Source organism: Coprococcus sp. AF99-45 (assembly GCF_027663865.1).
GTDB lineage: Bacteria > Bacillota > Clostridia > Lachnospirales > Lachnospiraceae > Allocoprococcus > Allocoprococcus comes.
In genome coordinates this window covers 1-16,965 of sequence record NZ_JAQDGZ010000027.1, presented here as the reverse complement: position 1 = coordinate 16,965, position 16,965 = coordinate 1, and the positions used below count along the sequence as shown (strand labels likewise).

The window sequence follows — 16,965 nt, the reverse complement described above, 5'->3', positions numbered from 1 at the left end:
AAGAAATTAAAGGAGAACGAGAATGATTTTTTGTGTGGAGGATGAAGCGAACATCCGGGAATTAGTAGTATATACACTTGAGACTACGGGATTTGAGGCCCGTGGATTTGAAGAAGGCACATCATTCTTTGAAGCTCTGGCAGAGGAACTGCCAGAGCTGATTTTGCTTGATATCATGCTCCCTGGAGAAGATGGAATGGAGATCCTGAAGAAGCTGAAGACTTCCGGGAGAACCAAAGATATTCCGGTCATCATGGTTACGGCAAAGGGTGCAGAATATGACAAGGTCATGGGACTGGATGCGGGAGCAGATGATTATGTGACCAAACCATTTGGAATGATGGAACTGGTATCCAGAATCCGTGCAGTACTCAGACGGACATCGAAAAAAGAAGAGGATGATACCTATGTGCTGGGTGAGATCCGCATGGACCGTAAAAAGCATGAAGTAACGGTAGCGGGAGAACCGGTAGCATTAACATTGAAAGAATATGAGCTGTTGAGAAAACTTATGGAGAATCAGAATATTGTTCTGACAAGAGATAAATTACTGGAAGAAATCTGGGGATATGATTTTGACGGTGAGACCAGAACGGTAGATGTCCATGTAAGAACCCTGCGCCAGAAGCTGGGACAGGCAGGAGAATATATTGAGACTGTCCGTGGAGTTGGATACCGTATAGGAGAGATCGATGCGAAATAGAATCCAGAAAAGTATGATTTTTGTGGTTACGATGTCACTACTGATCTCGTATATTCTGGTTACTCTGGTTATTTACCGGCAGGCGCTGGATATCCGGCGCAGTGAACTGGTTCAGGAGGCAGGATATATCCGGGCGGCAATAGAAATATCCGGAGAAGAATATTTTGGCACCATGGATAAGGTCAGTAAGCGCACCAGGGTAACATGGATCGATAAAGACGGAAAAGTACTTTATGATACCGGAAATGATCAGGAAACGCTGGCAAACCACAAATCAAGAAAAGAATTCAAAGAGGCATTGGCAAATGGCAGTGGGCAGGATATCCGTATGTCAGACAGCAAAGGACAGGAGATGTACTATTATGCGTTGAAGATGGATGATAGCTCTGTCCTGCGTGTGTCAAGAGGCATGGATACGGTCTGGAATACAGCATTTATGATCTTACCGTATATGATTGCGATCGGGGTCATGATGGCATGTGTTGCATGGTTTATGACAAGGCATCAGGTGAAAAGACTGATTGCACCGATTAATAATCTGGATCTGGAAGAACCACTGGAAAATGATGTATATGAAGAGTTGCATCCGCTGCTTGAAAGAATTGACAGGCAGAATAAAGAAAAAGCAGCAATTGAACAGATGAGGAGAGAATTCTCTGCAAATGTTTCCCATGAGCTGAAGACTCCTCTGACCTCGATTTCGGGATATGCAGAAATTATGATGAACGGTCTTGTAAAATCGGAAGATATGCAGGGATTCAGTGAACGGATCTATAAAGAGGCAAGCAGGATGATCACCCTGGTCGGTGATATTATCAAGCTGTCAAAGCTGGATGAGGGCAGTGTGGAGCTTGAAAAAGAGAATGTGGATCTGTATCAGATGACAAGGGAGATTGTGAGCCGTCTGGCACTTCAGGCAGAAAAACGCAGAATACAGGTTGAAGTGGTAGGAGAACATGTGGAATGTTTTGGAATCCGTCAGATCCTGGATGAGATGATCTACAACATCTGTGAAAATGCGATCAAATACAATAAAGAAAATGGAAAAGTAAATATCTGGGTTGGAAATACACTGAATGGGAAAAAAGTCATTGTCCAGGATACCGGAATCGGAATCCCAAAAGAGCATCAGGATCGTATTTTTGAGCGTTTTTACCGGGTGGATAAGAGCCATTCCAGAGAGACCGGTGGAACAGGTCTGGGTCTTTCAATTGTAAAGCATGGAGCACTTTTGCATAACGCAGAAATCCATGTGGAAAGTGAAGAAGGAAAAGGTACAAAAATGGAGCTTATTTTTCATTGTTAAAAAACTGTTTACAATTGGGAAATTAAATGTATAATGTATAGAAAAAAGCTATGAAATATTATAGCTTTTTTCTATTTTATATCAAAAACAGAATCATGTATAATAAAGAGTAATATGACTAAAATTAAAAAATGGTTGAATTCGGTATGGAAGAGTGCCGGATACAATCTGTGTAGAGATTCACATGGAAAATGAGAGGCAACTATGGAAGAACAGAAGCAGAGTACGAGCAGCAATTATTTTAAAGGATTATCCAGAAGGGATTATATCCAGAAAGCACATGAGATCATTCAGCAAGAAGGGATTCAGGCAGTATCTATCCGCAGGATTGCCAAGGAGATGGGGTGCTCATCAGCAAGTCTGTACAGGTACTTTGATAATGTGTCTGAACTTTTATACTATGCAGAACTCAGAATTTTAACCGGTTACATAGACAGGCTGAATGAGGCTGAGAAATCCTGGAAGAATATGTGGCAGGTATATGTAGGTGTGTGGGATTGTTATGCAACGGAGGCATTTCATAATCCGGAAGCATATAATCTGTTATTTTTTGAGTATAACAATGTAAAACTCAAAGAAGCAATGCGGGAATATTATGAAATGTTTCCGGAAGATATTGTAAATGTTAACCGCTTTTTCTACAATATGCTTCAGACACCAAGCTTTCTGGCACGTGATTTTGAGATGTGCAAGCGGTGTATCAATGTTGGTGGTATTACATATGACAATGCAGTAAAATTAAACCGGATGGTGTGCATGCTCTTTGAAGGCTATTTCAAAGATGTATATGAAAACGGGATAGAGGAAGAGCAGATTCCGGAACGTGTAAAACTGATGGTAGATGATGTAGATACGATCGTTATGGCTCTTGCCAACAATCTGAAAGGCTATAAAGGATACCGTAAATAAGGAAAAAACGCCGGTTTTTGGTTATTTTTAAATACAATCCTTGTTAAAAATTTAATTAGATTGCAATCCAAAAAAAACGTGGTAAAGTATATGTGAAAGTATCGAACACACGAAATAAGGAGGCAATTTAATGGACAATATGAAAGGCTTCGGCATGATGATTCAAGAGCTGAAGAAAAATCCAAAAACGATCGTTTTTACAGAAGGAACAGATGAGAGAATTCTTGAGGCAGCTTCCCGTCTTTTAGCAGGAAGCTTCCTTACACCAATTCTTGTTGGCAATAAAGAAGCAGTATTAGAAGCAGCTGAAAAGTATGGATACAACATCCGTGGCGGAGAGATCATTGATCCGGATGATTATGAGAGATTTGACGAGATGGTAGAACTGTTCTGCGAACTTCGTAAGAGCAAAGGTGTTACACCGGAGCAGGCAGCAAAGACACTTAAGAGAAACAACTATTTTGGAACCATGCTGGTTAAGATGGGAGTTGCAGACGCACTTCTTGGAGGAGCTACTTACTCTACAGCAGATACCGTACGTCCGGCACTTCAGCTGATCAAGACCAAACCGGGATCAAGCTGTGTATCTTCCTGCTTCATTTTGGTTCGTCCGTCAGCTACAGGTGAGAACGAAGTTCTTGCTATGGGTGACTGCGCGATTAATCTCAAACCAACAGAGGATCAGCTTGCAGAAATCGCATGGGAAGTTGCAGAATGTGGTAAACACTTTGGTATCGATCCAAAGGTTGCATTCTTAAGCTACTCTACACTTGGATCTGGAAAGGGTGAAGATGTAGATAAGATGCGTAATGCAGCGGCAAAAGCAAAAGAACTGTATCCTTCACTTCCGATCGAAGGAGAGCTTCAGTTTGATGCAGCTGTATCTCCGCGTGTTGCAAGAACAAAATGCCCGAACAGTGAAGTAGCAGGTCAGGCAAATACATTTATCTTCCCGGATATCAACGCAGGTAACATCGGATATAAGATCGCACAGAGACTTGGTAACTTTGATGCATACGGACCGATCCTTCTTGGTCTTAATGCACCGATCAACGACCTGTCACGTGGATGCAATGCAGAAGAAGTTTATTCTATGGCAATCATCACAGCAGCACTCGTAGAAGACTAAGAGTATTGACAAATATTCAGACGAAAATTATAATATAACAAACAAGGGCGTTTTCAAAATGGATTGAGAACGCCCTTTTTGTGGATACGATGAGCCAAGTGCAGATTTGTGCTTGCACAACGGATCTGCATTTGGCGAATGCACATCACCTGATGTTGGAAAAGGTAAAAAATCCTCTTGCAAGCAAGCTTGCATCGGCTTTCTGACCTTTTGCCCCTGGTATCATCATTTTATTTATGAGTAGTAAAAACGGGAGGATTTGTATGAATATGAAAAATTATACGAGAGAAGATATCCTGAATCTTGTCGAGGAAGAAGACGTGGGATTTATCAGGCTGCAGTTCACCGATATTTTCGGAACAATGAAGAATGTAGCGATTACAGTAAGCCAGCTTAAGAGAGCACTGGATAATAAATGTATGTTTGATGGATCTTCGATAGAAGGATTTGCCAGAATCGAAGAATCGGATATGTATCTGCACCCGGATCTGAATACATTTGAAATTTTTCCGTGGCGACCGCAGCAGGGAAAGGTTGCAAGATTTATCTGCGATATTTACAGACCGGATGGAACAGCTTACGAAAGCGATCCGAGACATGTTCTTAAGAAGGTACTTTCCGAGACAAAAGAGATGGGATATGACTTTAACGTAGGACCGGAATGCGAATTTTTCCTGTTTGAGACGGATGATGCGGGAAATCCGACGACGATTTCCAATGAACGTGCAGGATATTTTGATCTGGGACCTTTGGACCAGGGAGAGAATGCAAGACGTGATATTGTTCTTACAATGGAAGATATGGGGTACGGTGTGGAGGCATCTCATCACGAGATGGCACCGGCACAGCATGAGATCGATCTGGAATATACAGAGGCGTTGGATGCAGCAGACAATATCATGACATTTAAGCTCGTTACCAAAACAATCGCAAAAAGACACGGGCTTCATGCTACATTTATGCCAAAGCCAAAGGATGGTATCCATGGCTCAGGAATGCATCTGAATATGTCTCTGTCAAGAGATGGAAAGAATGTTTTTGCAGATGAAAAAGATCCGAATGGTCTGAGCAAGGAGGCTTACTATTTTATCGGCGGACTTATGAAACATATCAAAGCGATCAGCTTTATCACAAATCCGATCGTGAATTCCTATAAGAGACTGGTTCCCGGATATGAGGCACCGGTATATATTGCCTGGTCAGCGAATAACCGGACTCCTCTGATCCGTATTCCACGGGTATCAGGGGAAAGCACAAGAGTCGAACTCAGAAGTCCGGATGGGGCAGCAAATCCATATCTGGCACTTGCCGTATGTCTGGCTGCCGGAATGGAAGGAATTAAAAACAAGATCCTGCCGCCGGAGAGTGTAGATGAAAATATTTACGAAATGACAGATGTGGTGAAAAATGCACTTGGAATTGAGGAGCTTCCGGCAAGCTTAAGAGAAGCAATCACAGAATTCCAGAAAGATCAGTTTATGCAGGAAGTACTGGGAGAAGAACTGTCACAGAAGCTGATCGAGTCAAAGCGTGCAGAATACAGAGAATACCGCACTCAGGTTACAGAATGGGAAATTAATGAGTACTTACAGAAATTCTAAAGAAACTTTCCAATTCTAAAGGCAGGAGGCTGGTATTATGAGCAGTATTATTGTTGTATTTCCAAAAAAGGAGATTGCAACCAATATTCGCAATATACTGGTACGAAATGGATTTGACGTGATTGGTGTGGGGGTAACCGGAGCACAGGCGGTTCAATTGGCAGATAATCTGGATGATGGAATTGTAGTTTGTGGTTATAAAATGACAGATATGTTATATAATGAATTGAGAGATTATCTGCCGAGTACGATTGAGATGCTTTTGATCGCATCGCCGGAGAAATGCAGTGACAGGACGCCGGGAGTGATCAGCCTGTCGATGCCATTTAAGGTATTTGATCTGATGAACACGATCGAGATGATGGCACAATCGATTGGCAGGCGGAGAAAGAAAAGAAGAGCAGAGCTTAAGAACCGGAATCCGGAGCAGCAGGCACTTGTAAAAGAGGCAAAGAGTCTTCTGATGGAACGTAATAATATGACGGAGGAAGAAGCGCATCGCTATCTGCAGAAATGTAGTATGGAGAGCGGTGTCAATATGGTGGAGACAGCTCAGATGGTACTTAGTATTATGGCGGAATAAAGGAGATTAAAGAGGCAGGATATATGATCTTTACAAAAATGCATGGTCTTGGAAATGATTATGTGTGTATAAACTGCTTCAGAGAAAGGGTGGAAGATCCATCTGGATTTGCAAGAACACTTTGTGACAGGCATTACGGGATCGGAGCGGATGGTCTGATTCTGATATGTCCGTCAAAGGTGTCTGATTTTAAAATGGAGATATACAATTCGGATGGATCTGTTGCCGGGATGTGCGGCAATGGCATCCGATGCCTTGGAAAATATGTATATGATTACAGACTTACCGGAAAGGAAACTCTCAGTATCGAGACGAAATCCGGAATTCGTAACATGCACCTTCATATTCAGGATGGGAAAGCCTGCGGTGCTATGGTAGATATGGGTGTTCCAAGACTGAACGCACACAGCATTCCAATCCTGAGTGAAAAGGATCTGGTGATCAATGATCCGATTGAGGTACAGAAGAAGAACTACCGCATGACCGGGATTTCGATGGGAAATCCGCATGCGGTAATCTTTTCAGAAGAGATAAACGGGATTTCTCTGGAAGAGACAGGAAGGGAGTTAGAATTTCATCCGAGATTTCCGGAGAGGGCAAATATCGAGTTTTGTCATGTGACTGCGAGGGACCGGATGGAGATCCGTGTGTGGGAGAGGGGTGTTGGTGAAACGCTTGCCTGCGGAACCGGAGCATGTGCAGCAGTTGTGGCTTCTGTGCTGAATGACTTGACAGATGAGGAAGTAATCGTTAAATTATTAGGTGGAGAGTTATCTGTCAGATGGGACCGTAAGGTGAATCATGTATTTTTGGAGGGACCTGCGGTTAAAGTATTTGATGGTGTACTATAAAGATCAAATCACAAAGGAGACGACATATGTACAGTGTAAATGAAAACTACTTAAAGTTACCGGGAAGCTATCTGTTTTCCAATATTGCCAAAAAAGTTGCAGCGTTCTCAGCAGCGAATCCGGATGCACCGATCATCCGTTTGGGAATCGGTGATGTAACACAGCCGCTTGCACCTGCGATCATCGAAGCGCTTCACAGTGCAGTTGATGAGATGGCACACGCAGAGACATTCCACGGATATGCACCGGATCTTGGATATGAATTCTTAAGAAGCGCGATCGCAAAGAATGATTTCCAGGCAAGAGGATGTGATATTGCTGCAGATGAGATCTTTATTTCAGACGGAGCAAAGAGTGATTCTGGAAATATCCAGGAGATCTTTGGACCTGACTGCAGAATCGCAGTAGGAGACCCGGTATATCCTGTATATGTGGATACAAACGTAATGGCAGGACGTACCGGAACTTACGATCCAAAGACAGAAACATGGAGCAATGTAATCTACATGCCTTGTACAGCAGAAAATGGATTTGTACCGGAACTGCCAAAAGAAGTACCGGATATGATCTATTTATGCTTCCCGAACAATCCGACCGGAGCGGCTATCACAAAAGATGAACTCCAGAAATGGGTAGATTATGCAAATAAAAACGGGGCAGTGATCATTTATGATGCTGCATATGAAGCATATATCACAGAGGAAGATGTACCACACAGTATTTTTGAATGTGAAGGAGCAAGAACCTGTGCGATCGAACTTAGAAGTTTTTCTAAGAATGCCGGATTTACAGGAGTACGTCTTGGCGCAACAATCATTCCGAAAGACCTTAAGTGTGGAGATGTGATGCTTCATTCGCTGTGGGCAAGACGTCACGGAACAAAATACAATGGAGCACCTTATATTGTACAGAAAGCCGGAGCTGCTGTTTATACAGAGGCCGGAAAAGCACAGATCAAAGAGCAGATCGCATACTATCAGAAGAATGCAAGAACGATTTATGAAGGTCTGAAGAATGCCGGATACACGGTATCCGGAGCAGTGAACTCACCATATGTATGGTTAAAGACGCCGGATAACATGACTTCATGGGAATTCTTTGATTTCCTTCTTGAAAAAGCAAATGTAGTTGGAACTCCGGGATCAGGATTTGGACCGAGCGGGGAAGGATACTTCCGCCTGACAGCATTTGGAAGTTACGAGAATACGTTGGAAGCGATCAAGAGAATTGAGAATATTTAATTGAAAATTTGGCTGCAGGGACGGGCGTCGGATCACGGTGTGGATTTGGCGGTGGACTCTGGCGTGAACAGCCTGTAACATGAAAAGAAAGAGAAAAGTGTGATACCAGACTCATTCGACGGAAAATCTGATGATTTTCCATCTCAGGAGTCTTCGGAATTTCGTACTTGGGGTACGAAATCCGATCACACTTTTCTCTTTTTTTCATTAACAGGCTGTAACACGCCGCCATATACCGCCAAATCCACACCGTGATCCGACGCCCTGGGCGCTGCAGCCAATTTAAAATGATACCTGGCTTTAAGCTTTAGTCAACCGTTATGTGTGTCTATACCAAAACAAAATCACTCATAACATATAAGCCAGAATAAAAGTAAACACAATAAGAATTAATTTCAATTCTGAACAAACAATCCTTCCATCCACAGCGAGGCGCAGCTATGATGCGCCAATGCGGAAGCTTTGAATAACGTAAGGGTGAAGTGGGGACGAGGTGACGGTTTCACGCCATTCGTAAGAGCCGTGCAGTCTGTTCATTTAATCGGGACGGAAATTGTGACCAGATTTCGTACTACAAGTACGGAATCTGAGGACTGCCTGAGCCGGAAAATCATCAGATTTTCCAGCGAATCAGTCCGGTGTCGCAACTTCCGTCCCGATTAAATTTTACAGAATGCAGGCGATGAAGACCGGCGTGAAACCGTCACCTCGTCCTTGCTTCGCCCGTAACCTTATTCCAAACTTCCTCTAACCGGTATGAGACTCCGCTCCAATACCCCTTTCAGGTGAGCAATAGCGGTTCCGTAGTTCGTGATCGGTACGCCCTGATCTTCGGCGCATTTGAGGCGATACTGCATTTCGCGTTCGTTCAGGGTGCAGCCACCACAGTGAATAATGAGTTTATAAGGTGAGAGATCTACCGGGAATTCGGTCCCGCTTGTGAATTCAAAGTGCAGGTCTTTATTTCCGGTATGCTGGCGGATCCAGCGAGGAAGCTTCACTGTTCCAATGTCATCACATTGCCTGTGGTGGGTGCAGCCTTCACAGACGAGGATTTTGTCACCATCTTCCAACTTGTCCAGCATCTGTGCGCCTTCGACCTGAAGCTTCAGATTTCCTTTGTATCTGGAAAGCAGGATGGAAAAAGAGGTCAGTGGAATATCTTCCGGTGTATCGGCAGACACTTTGGCAAATGCCTGGCTGTCGGTGATGACAAGGCGTGGCTTTTTGCCAAGAGACGAAAGTGTTTCCTTCAATTCTGTGTCACGGGTTACAATAGAGATTGCACCAGCCTCCAGTACATCGCGGATGGTCTGCTGCTGCGGGAGGATCAGACGTCCTTTTGGGGCGGCAGAGTCGATCGGGACGACCAGAACGACAAAATCATTTGGATTTAAAAGATCGCGGACGAGATATTTATCCTGATCTTCTTCCGGAGCCTGGCTTGCAATCAGTTCTTTTAATTCATGAACATGGTATCCGGTTACTGTGCTGACTTCGATACTGTTGGAAGCATCTATATGAAAAGAAGCATCCGACATAGAATCCAGATTCGGACAGACTGCGCCATTTTCAGCAGAAGAGCAGAGGTCAGATTTATTTTTTACCACAACGTAAGGGATCTTCTTATCCTGTATTTTCTTTAAGATGGATAAATCTTCTGGTGTCATGCCAAGAGAGGCATCGATTACCAGAACAGCGATATCTGTTTTGTTTAAAATCTGGTAGGCTTTTTTGACACGCAGTTCACCGAGTTCTCCGATGTCGTCAAGCCCCGGGGTGTCAATGATCACGACAGGTCCGAGGGGAAGAAGTTCCATTGCCTTTGGAACCGGATCGGTAGTTGTTCCGAGAACATCAGATACAATGGCAAGATTCTGTCCGGTGATAGCGTTGATGATGCTGGATTTTCCGGCATTTCTGCGACCGAAGATACCGATATGTACACGATCTGCAGAAGGGGTGCTGTTAAGACTCATATTTTTTGTAATCTCCTTTTTTGTATTCTTTTTGCGCAGGAATTCCTTTGCAGTCAGTTTGGATCTGAAAATAGTGTATCACATATACTATAGAAAATCAATTTTGTGAAAATTTACTTAAAAGAAACATATAAAACTGGCAATTTTGGATAAAAGTTTCATTGACTAAAGTGTGAAAGTACGGTAAAATAATCACAAGTTCATAAAGAACAGAACAGACAAGGATGTCGCATCAGATGCGGCATCCTTTTTGTATTTCAGAAAAGAAAGTAATCAGAAGTGCAAAGTAATTTCTCAAACAATCCCGGGAACGAGAGAGTGTCTGCGGACGGAAAGACGCTGATCGGATATGATGTTGATCTGTTAAATGATCTGCAGGAGCTTCTGGGATTCGAAATCGATGGTGGCCTCCAGGCAATGGATTATTCGGCACTTACTACTTCACTTGCTGAAAATAAACTGGACATCGGAGCAGCAGCACTTTGTGCAACAGATGAAAGAAAAGAAGTTATGGACTTCAGTGATATCTATTGTGATTCCGGTCAGGTCGTTATGGTAAATAAAAATGACGATAAAGGAATTAAGAGTGTTGATGATCTGAAGGATAAAAAAATAGCCGTTGAAAAGGGAACCGCATCTCATACTTATGCAAGCAAGAACCTTACAAGTGCAACTCTCGAAGTACATGACACGATCACAACTGCATATGAATCTTTGGAGCAGGGAAAAGTAGATGCTGTTATTCAGGATGGACCTGGAGCATATTTCTATATTAAGACAACATCGGACAGCAACCTGGAGGTAGTCGGGGATGAGTTTAATCAGGGCCAGGCACCGTATTGCGTAGCAATTTCTAAAGAATGCAAATATTATGATGAAATCAATGCAGCTGTAAAGGTACTGATTGATAATGGCACAACAGATGAACTCTATGCGAAATGGTGTGAATAATCAAAGAACAGACAGCAACTAAAAAGAAGATAGGATGAGATAGTATATGGATATGACTTTTTTGAATGTTTTACTTCCAATGATGTTTGAGGGATTAAAACTTACGATTTTAATTGCTGTTGTCGGTATCACAATTGGCTTCCTGATCGGAAGCCTCTGTGGATACCTGCTTCAGTCGAAATATAAAATAGGGAAAGCAATTGCAGAAGTTTACATTTGGATCATTCGTGCGACACCGCTTATGGTGCAGGCTTTATACGGATATTTTGTAATTCCGAAGCTTTTGGGTGTCGATATTGGAAGCACTGCAGTGGGAATTGGCGTTATCGCACTGAATTCCGGTGCATTTATTTCAGAAATTGTAAAAGGTGCATTGATGAGCATTGATCCGGGACAGAAAGAAGCAGGTGCATCACTTGGACTTACAAGTGCACAGACGATGATCCATCTGGTTATCCCACCGGCATTTAAAGCGGCACTTCCGGCATTATTTAACCAGTTTATCATTTCTGTTAAGGATACCGCACTTTTATCTGCGATTGCGGTTAATGAGATCACGCATCAGGCACAGGCGTATGCAGCGTTGAGCTTTAAAGCAATTCCTACATACACAGCACTGGCAGCGTTTTATCTGGTGATACTTTCGGTACTGATAATTGTCCAGAAACAGATAGAAAGGAAAATGAGGTGATTGGTATGATTAAAGTAAATCATTTGTCGAAGAAATTTGGGAACCTGGAGGTATTAAAGGATATCAATCTTAATATCAATGAAGGTGAAGTGGTCTGTATCATCGGACCTTCCGGATCGGGAAAGAGTACTTTCTTAAGATGCATCAATCAGCTTGAAAGACCGACAGGCGGAACCGTACAGTATGAGGGAAAGAATCTTCTCGATAAGAATTGTGACATCCGCAAATTCCGTGAGGAAGTCGGAATGGTTTTCCAGAAATTCAATCTGTTTCCGCTTAAGACCGTTGTTCAGAATGTTATGATGGCACCAATCCTTACCAAACACATGAATAAGGAAGAAGCGCATGCAAAAGCACTGGAACTTCTGGATAAGGTAGGATTAAAGGATAAAGCGGATGTATATCCGAGTACACTTTCAGGTGGACAGCAGCAGAGAGTTGCCATTGCAAGAGCACTGGCAATGGAACCGAAAGCGTTGTTGTTTGATGAGCCGACATCGGCGCTGGACCCGGAACTGGTAGGAGATGTACTTGATGTTATGAAATCTCTTGCGAAAGAAGGAATGACGATGATCGTTGTAACACATGAAATGGGCTTTGCACGTGATGTGGCAGATCGGGTCATTTTTATGGCAGACGGATATGTTGTTGAAGAAGGCAGACCGGATGCAATTTTTACAGCACCAAGAGAGAGAAGGACGCAGTCATTCTTATCCCGTGTTCTTCCGGCAACTGCATAAATAAGACGTTTTGTAAAAATTATTGATATACTACTCATAAAGGGGCAGGTGAGAGCCTGCCCCAGTGTAAAAAAGATCAAGAAAATGAGTAAAATACTTCCATTGACTTTCCCATATCCGATTGTTAAAATAAGAAGAAAGCTAAAGAAGGGACCTTCGCCATACGGCGGAGGTGTTTTTGGCTTATAGAAAAATATAATTTCTATATTATGATGTAAGTGTCAAAAGTATCAATTGCGTTTGTGCTCGCACAAATAAGCAATTGATACTTATTGACACTCACATCATATTATTAAAAAGCTGGAGATGGTGTGTATGGAGACACCACTGTAAAAGGAGTGTAGAAAAGATGGAAAAGAAGAGGAGTAATTTTACCGGCTCGATCGGATTCGTGCTGGCGGCTGCGGGAAGTGCAGTCGGGCTGGGGAACATCTGGAGATTCCCGTATCTGGCAGCAAAAGGTGGAGGCGGAGTGTTTATTCTGTGCTATGTGGTACTGGCACTTACCTTTGGGTTTACGTTGCTGACAACAGAGATCGCGATCGGACGTAAGACAGGACAGAGTCCGCTTACTGCATATGAACAGATGCATAAAGGATGGGGAGGAATCGGTGTGCTTGCATGTGCAGTACCGGTTATCATTCTTCCATATTATTGCTCGATTGGTGGATGGGTACTCAAATATTTGTCGGCATTTCTCACAGGTCATGGGGCGCAGGCAGCAGAAGACGGATATTTTACAGGCTATATTACACAGGTCGGACAGCCGATCATATGGATGCTGATCTATGTGTTTATTACGGCAATGGTTGTTTATAAAGGAGTAAATAAAGGAATTGAAAAATACAGTAAGATTCTGATGCCGATCCTGTTTGTACTGATTGCGGGAATTTCTGTATTTTCCCTTACCCTGAAACATACAAATGCAGATGGAGTGACAAGAACCGGTATGCAGGGACTGGCGATTTACCTGATCCCGAATTTTAGAGGGATGACGGTTAAAAGTTTCCTTTCGGTTGTGATGGATGCATTGGGACAGCTTTTCTTCTCGATCAGCGTGGCGATGGGAATTATGGTTACTTACGGATCCTATGCGAAGAAAGAGACCAATCTGATGAAGTCGATCAACCAGATTGAGTTTTTTGATACGCTTGTAGCGCTTCTGGCAGGACTTATGATCATTCCGGCTGTTTATACTTTTATGGGAACCGAAGGAATGTCTGCAGGACCGGGACTGATGTTTGTATCTCTGCCAAAAGTATTTAAAGCAATGGGGGCAGCAGGAGTGTTGGTAGGAATTGTATTCTTTCTGATGGTATCTTTTGCAGCGGTTACTTCTTCTGTATCTGTTATGGAGGCAATTGTATCAAGCATGATGGATAAATTCCATGTATCCAGAAAAAAAGGAACGATCCTGACTACTTTATATGGAATGATCGTTGGTGTGATCGTATGTCTTGGATACAACAAGCTTTATTTCGAACTGAAACTTCCGAACGGCACGGTAGCGCAGATTCTGGACGTGATGGATTATATCAGCAATAACTGTCTGATGCCGATGGTGGCACTGCTTACCTGTATTCTGATCGGATGGGTTGTAAAACCAAAAGTGATCATCGATGAAGTGACACTTGGCGGATACAGGTTTGGCAGAGAAAAGCTTTATGTTGCAATGATCAAGGTAATTGCACCGTTGATGCTTCTGATTCTTTTAGTGCAGTCCGTAGGATTATAAAAAGAAAATTTCAGAAAAGGCTTGACATTTAGTGGAAAATAAATTACTGTAAGTTACAGATTTTGGTGTGTAACTGTACGGCAGGCATTAACCATACATAGATATTATTTTGATATTTGTGTGGGGTTAGTGCCTTTTTTGCGTCAAAAATTCGGATAAAAGGCTTCCACGAAAGAAAATAATATCATAGGCATAAGCCAGGTAATTAAAATTTCTTGAGGAAAAGGAGTACATGCAATGAAAGACAAAATTTTTGGCGTATTGCAGCGAGTAGGAAGATCCTTCATGCTTCCAATCGCGATTCTTCCGGTAGCGGGTCTGCTGCTGGGATTCGGTAGCTCGTTTACCAATGCTACCACAATCCAGACTTATGGTCTGGAGAAAATTTTAGGAGACGGAACCATCCTGAATTCGTTACTCATTATCATGAACAAAGTAGGAAGTGCTGTATTTGACAACCTGCCACTGATTTTCGCGGTTGGAGTTGCAATCGGTATGGCAAAGAAAGAAAAAGAAGTAGCGGCACTTTCTGCATTGATCGCATTCTTTGTTATGAATGTTGCAATCAATGCAATGCTTGTGATCACAGGAGAGATTACCGCAGATGGAACGATCGCTTCGAATGTACTGGAAGGAACCATCACTTCTGTTTGCGGAATCCAGTCCTTACAGATGGGTGTGTTTGGTGGTATTATTGTAGGACTTGGTGTTGCTGCTCTGCATAACCGTTTTCACAAAATCGTTCTTCCAAATGCGTTATCATTCTTCGGAGGGTCCAGATTTGTTCCGATCATTTCTACACTGGTGTACATGTTTGTTGGGATTGGAATGTATTTTGCCTGGCCGGTTGTACAGAATGGAATTTATGCACTTGGCGGACTGGTAACCGGAAGCGGATATCTGGGAACCCTGATTTTTGGTATTATTAAGAGAGCTTTGATTCCGTTCGGACTTCATCACGTATTTTACATGCCATTCTGGCAGACAGCAGTCGGTGGAACAATGGAAGTTGCGGGACAGATGGTACAGGGAGGACAGAACATCTTCTTTGCACAGCTTGCTGATTCTGCAAATATCGCACATTTCAGCGCAGATGCGACCAGATATTTCTCAGGTGAATTTATCTTTATGATCTTCGGACTTCCGGGAGCGGCACTTGCGATGTACCGCTGTGCAAAACCGGAAAAGAAAAAACAGGCAGGAGGACTTCTCCTTTCTGCAACACTTGCCTGCATGATGACGGGTATTACAGAGCCACTGGAATTCTCATTTCTTTTTGTTGCACCGGCACTTTTTGCTGTACAGGTAGTGCTTGCAGGTTCTGCTTACATGATCGCGCATATCCTGAATATAGCAGTAGGACTTACCTTCTCTGGTGGTTTTCTGGATCTGTTCCTTTTCGGTATCCTGCAGGGAAATGCAAAGACAAGCTGGCTTCGGATCATTCCGGTTGGAATTATTTATTTCTTCCTGTATTACTTTATCTTCAGTTTCCTGATCAAAAAGTTTAACTTCAAGACACCGGGACGTGAAGATGATGATACAGAGACAAAATTATATACAAAGGCAGATGTAAATGCCAGAAAAGAAGCAGGAAAAGAAACAGCAGGGAATACAGGGACCGCAGATCCGGTAAGTGAGGCAATCACACAGGGACTTGGCGGAAAGAAAAATATCAGTGATGTGGATTGTTGTGCAACAAGACTTCGTATCACAGTTCATGACGCAGCCCGCGTAAATGATGAGATCATCAAGACAACAGGTTCCAGAGGAATCGTGAAAAAGGGACAGGGTGTCCAGATCATTTATGGTCCACAGGTAACTGTGATTAAGTCTAAACTGGAAGATTATCTGGAAACAGCTCCGGATGAATATTATGAGAGCGCTGCTGTGTCAGAAGAGAATTCAGCTGAAGAAAATACAGATACTGTAAATGAAAATAATGAAACCCAGGAAAAAGTGGTAAATACAATTGTTGTATCTAGTCCGATCACCGGTATGGCAGGCGATATTACAACCTGTCCGGATGAAGGATTTGCAGGAAAAATGATGGGTGACGGAGCTGTTGTTACACCGGAAGATGCTGTGATCTGTGCACCGGAAGATGGAGAAGTGCTTTTCGTATTTGAAACAAAGCATGCACTTGGGTTCCAGACAGAAAGCGGACTTGGCATGCTGCTTCACATCGGTATTGATACCGTATCTCTGAACGGTGAAGGATTTGAAGTATTTGTAGAAAATGGTCAGAAAGTGAAGAAGGGGGATCCGCTTATGAAGATCGATATTCCATTCCTGACTTCGCATGCACCGTCTCTTTGTTCACCGGTACTTTGTACAGAACTGGAAGAGAATCAGAGAGTACGTCTCCTTGCGACGGGAGAAGTTAAAGCTGGCGATCCACTATTTGCCGTAGATACAGTAGAATAGAACAGCGAAAGCTGTTTTAATAATGGCGTTGCTTTGGCAAGCAAAACGCTGTAAAAAAAGTAAACTAAAAATGAAAGAAAAAGACGAGGAGAATTTATCATGAAAGAATTTAAGTATGT

At 42.8% G+C, this 16,965-nt stretch carries 14 protein-coding genes; 13 read left to right on the top strand and 1 reads right to left on the bottom strand.

Features of this window, described 5'->3' with window-relative positions; genetic code table 11:
• Nucleotides 1-22 precede the first annotated feature (22 nt).
• From PGR14_RS14295 to PGR14_RS14260, 8 genes are all read left to right on the top strand, one after another.
• Complete coding sequence (locus PGR14_RS14295; protein ID WP_008368508.1) at nucleotides 23-703, top strand: winged helix-turn-helix domain-containing protein; 681 nt, start codon at nucleotides 23-25, stop codon at nucleotides 701-703.
• On the top strand, nucleotides 693-2,009 hold the full coding sequence (locus PGR14_RS14290) for a sensor histidine kinase (protein WP_055158203.1): 1,317 nt from the start codon (nucleotides 693-695) through the stop codon (nucleotides 2,007-2,009). Before PGR14_RS14295 ends, PGR14_RS14290 begins: the two co-directional genes overlap by 11 nt.
• A gap of 204 nt (nucleotides 2,010-2,213) precedes the next feature.
• Nucleotides 2,214-2,918, top strand: coding sequence for a TetR/AcrR family transcriptional regulator (locus PGR14_RS14285; protein WP_008368506.1), 705 nt, complete (start codon nucleotides 2,214-2,216; stop codon nucleotides 2,916-2,918).
• Between the two features lie 139 nt (nucleotides 2,919-3,057).
• Nucleotides 3,058-4,047, top strand: a complete 990-nt coding sequence (gene pta / locus PGR14_RS14280; RefSeq protein WP_055297680.1) for a phosphate acetyltransferase — start codon at nucleotides 3,058-3,060, stop codon at nucleotides 4,045-4,047.
• A gap of 269 nt (nucleotides 4,048-4,316) precedes the next feature.
• Entirely contained in the window at nucleotides 4,317-5,648 is a 1,332-nt protein-coding gene (glnA, locus tag PGR14_RS14275; protein WP_055249375.1) for a type I glutamate--ammonia ligase, read from the top strand.
• A gap of 37 nt (nucleotides 5,649-5,685) precedes the next feature.
• Complete coding sequence (locus tag PGR14_RS14270; protein WP_008368502.1) at nucleotides 5,686-6,231, top strand: ANTAR domain-containing response regulator; 546 nt, start codon at nucleotides 5,686-5,688, stop codon at nucleotides 6,229-6,231.
• 23 nt (nucleotides 6,232-6,254) lie between these two features.
• Nucleotides 6,255-7,082, top strand: coding sequence for a diaminopimelate epimerase (gene dapF / locus PGR14_RS14265; RefSeq protein ID WP_055158209.1), 828 nt, complete (start codon nucleotides 6,255-6,257; stop codon nucleotides 7,080-7,082).
• A gap of 26 nt (nucleotides 7,083-7,108) precedes the next feature.
• Entirely contained in the window at nucleotides 7,109-8,323 is a 1,215-nt protein-coding gene (locus PGR14_RS14260; protein ID WP_008368500.1) for an LL-diaminopimelate aminotransferase, read from the top strand.
• A gap of 731 nt (nucleotides 8,324-9,054) precedes the next feature.
• Here PGR14_RS14260 and hydF read toward each other — a convergent pair.
• On the bottom strand, nucleotides 9,055-10,302 hold the full coding sequence (gene hydF, locus PGR14_RS14255; protein ID WP_008368499.1) for a [FeFe] hydrogenase H-cluster maturation GTPase HydF: 1,248 nt from the start codon (nucleotides 10,300-10,302) through the stop codon (nucleotides 9,055-9,057).
• Between the two features lie 318 nt (nucleotides 10,303-10,620).
• Here hydF and PGR14_RS14250 point away from each other — a divergent pair, with 318 nt between their 5' ends.
• From PGR14_RS14250 to PGR14_RS14230, 5 genes are all read left to right on the top strand, one after another.
• Nucleotides 10,621-11,253, top strand: a complete 633-nt coding sequence (locus PGR14_RS14250; RefSeq protein WP_227084895.1) for a transporter substrate-binding domain-containing protein — start codon at nucleotides 10,621-10,623, stop codon at nucleotides 11,251-11,253.
• Nucleotides 11,254-11,299: 46 nt separating this feature from the next.
• A complete protein-coding gene (locus tag PGR14_RS14245; protein ID WP_008368496.1) occupies nucleotides 11,300-11,944 on the top strand; it encodes an amino acid ABC transporter permease in 645 nt (214 codons plus the stop codon).
• Entirely contained in the window at nucleotides 11,941-12,684 is a 744-nt protein-coding gene (locus PGR14_RS14240; protein WP_008368495.1) for an amino acid ABC transporter ATP-binding protein, read from the top strand. Before PGR14_RS14245 ends, PGR14_RS14240 begins: the two co-directional genes overlap by 4 nt.
• Nucleotides 12,685-13,033: 349 nt before the next feature.
• Entirely contained in the window at nucleotides 13,034-14,419 is a 1,386-nt protein-coding gene (locus tag PGR14_RS14235) for a sodium-dependent transporter (RefSeq protein WP_008368494.1), read from the top strand.
• 237 nt (nucleotides 14,420-14,656) lie between these two features.
• Nucleotides 14,657-16,846, top strand: coding sequence for a PTS transporter subunit IIABC (locus PGR14_RS14230; protein WP_055158214.1), 2,190 nt, complete (start codon nucleotides 14,657-14,659; stop codon nucleotides 16,844-16,846).
• The last annotated feature ends 119 nt before the right edge of the window (nucleotides 16,847-16,965 follow it).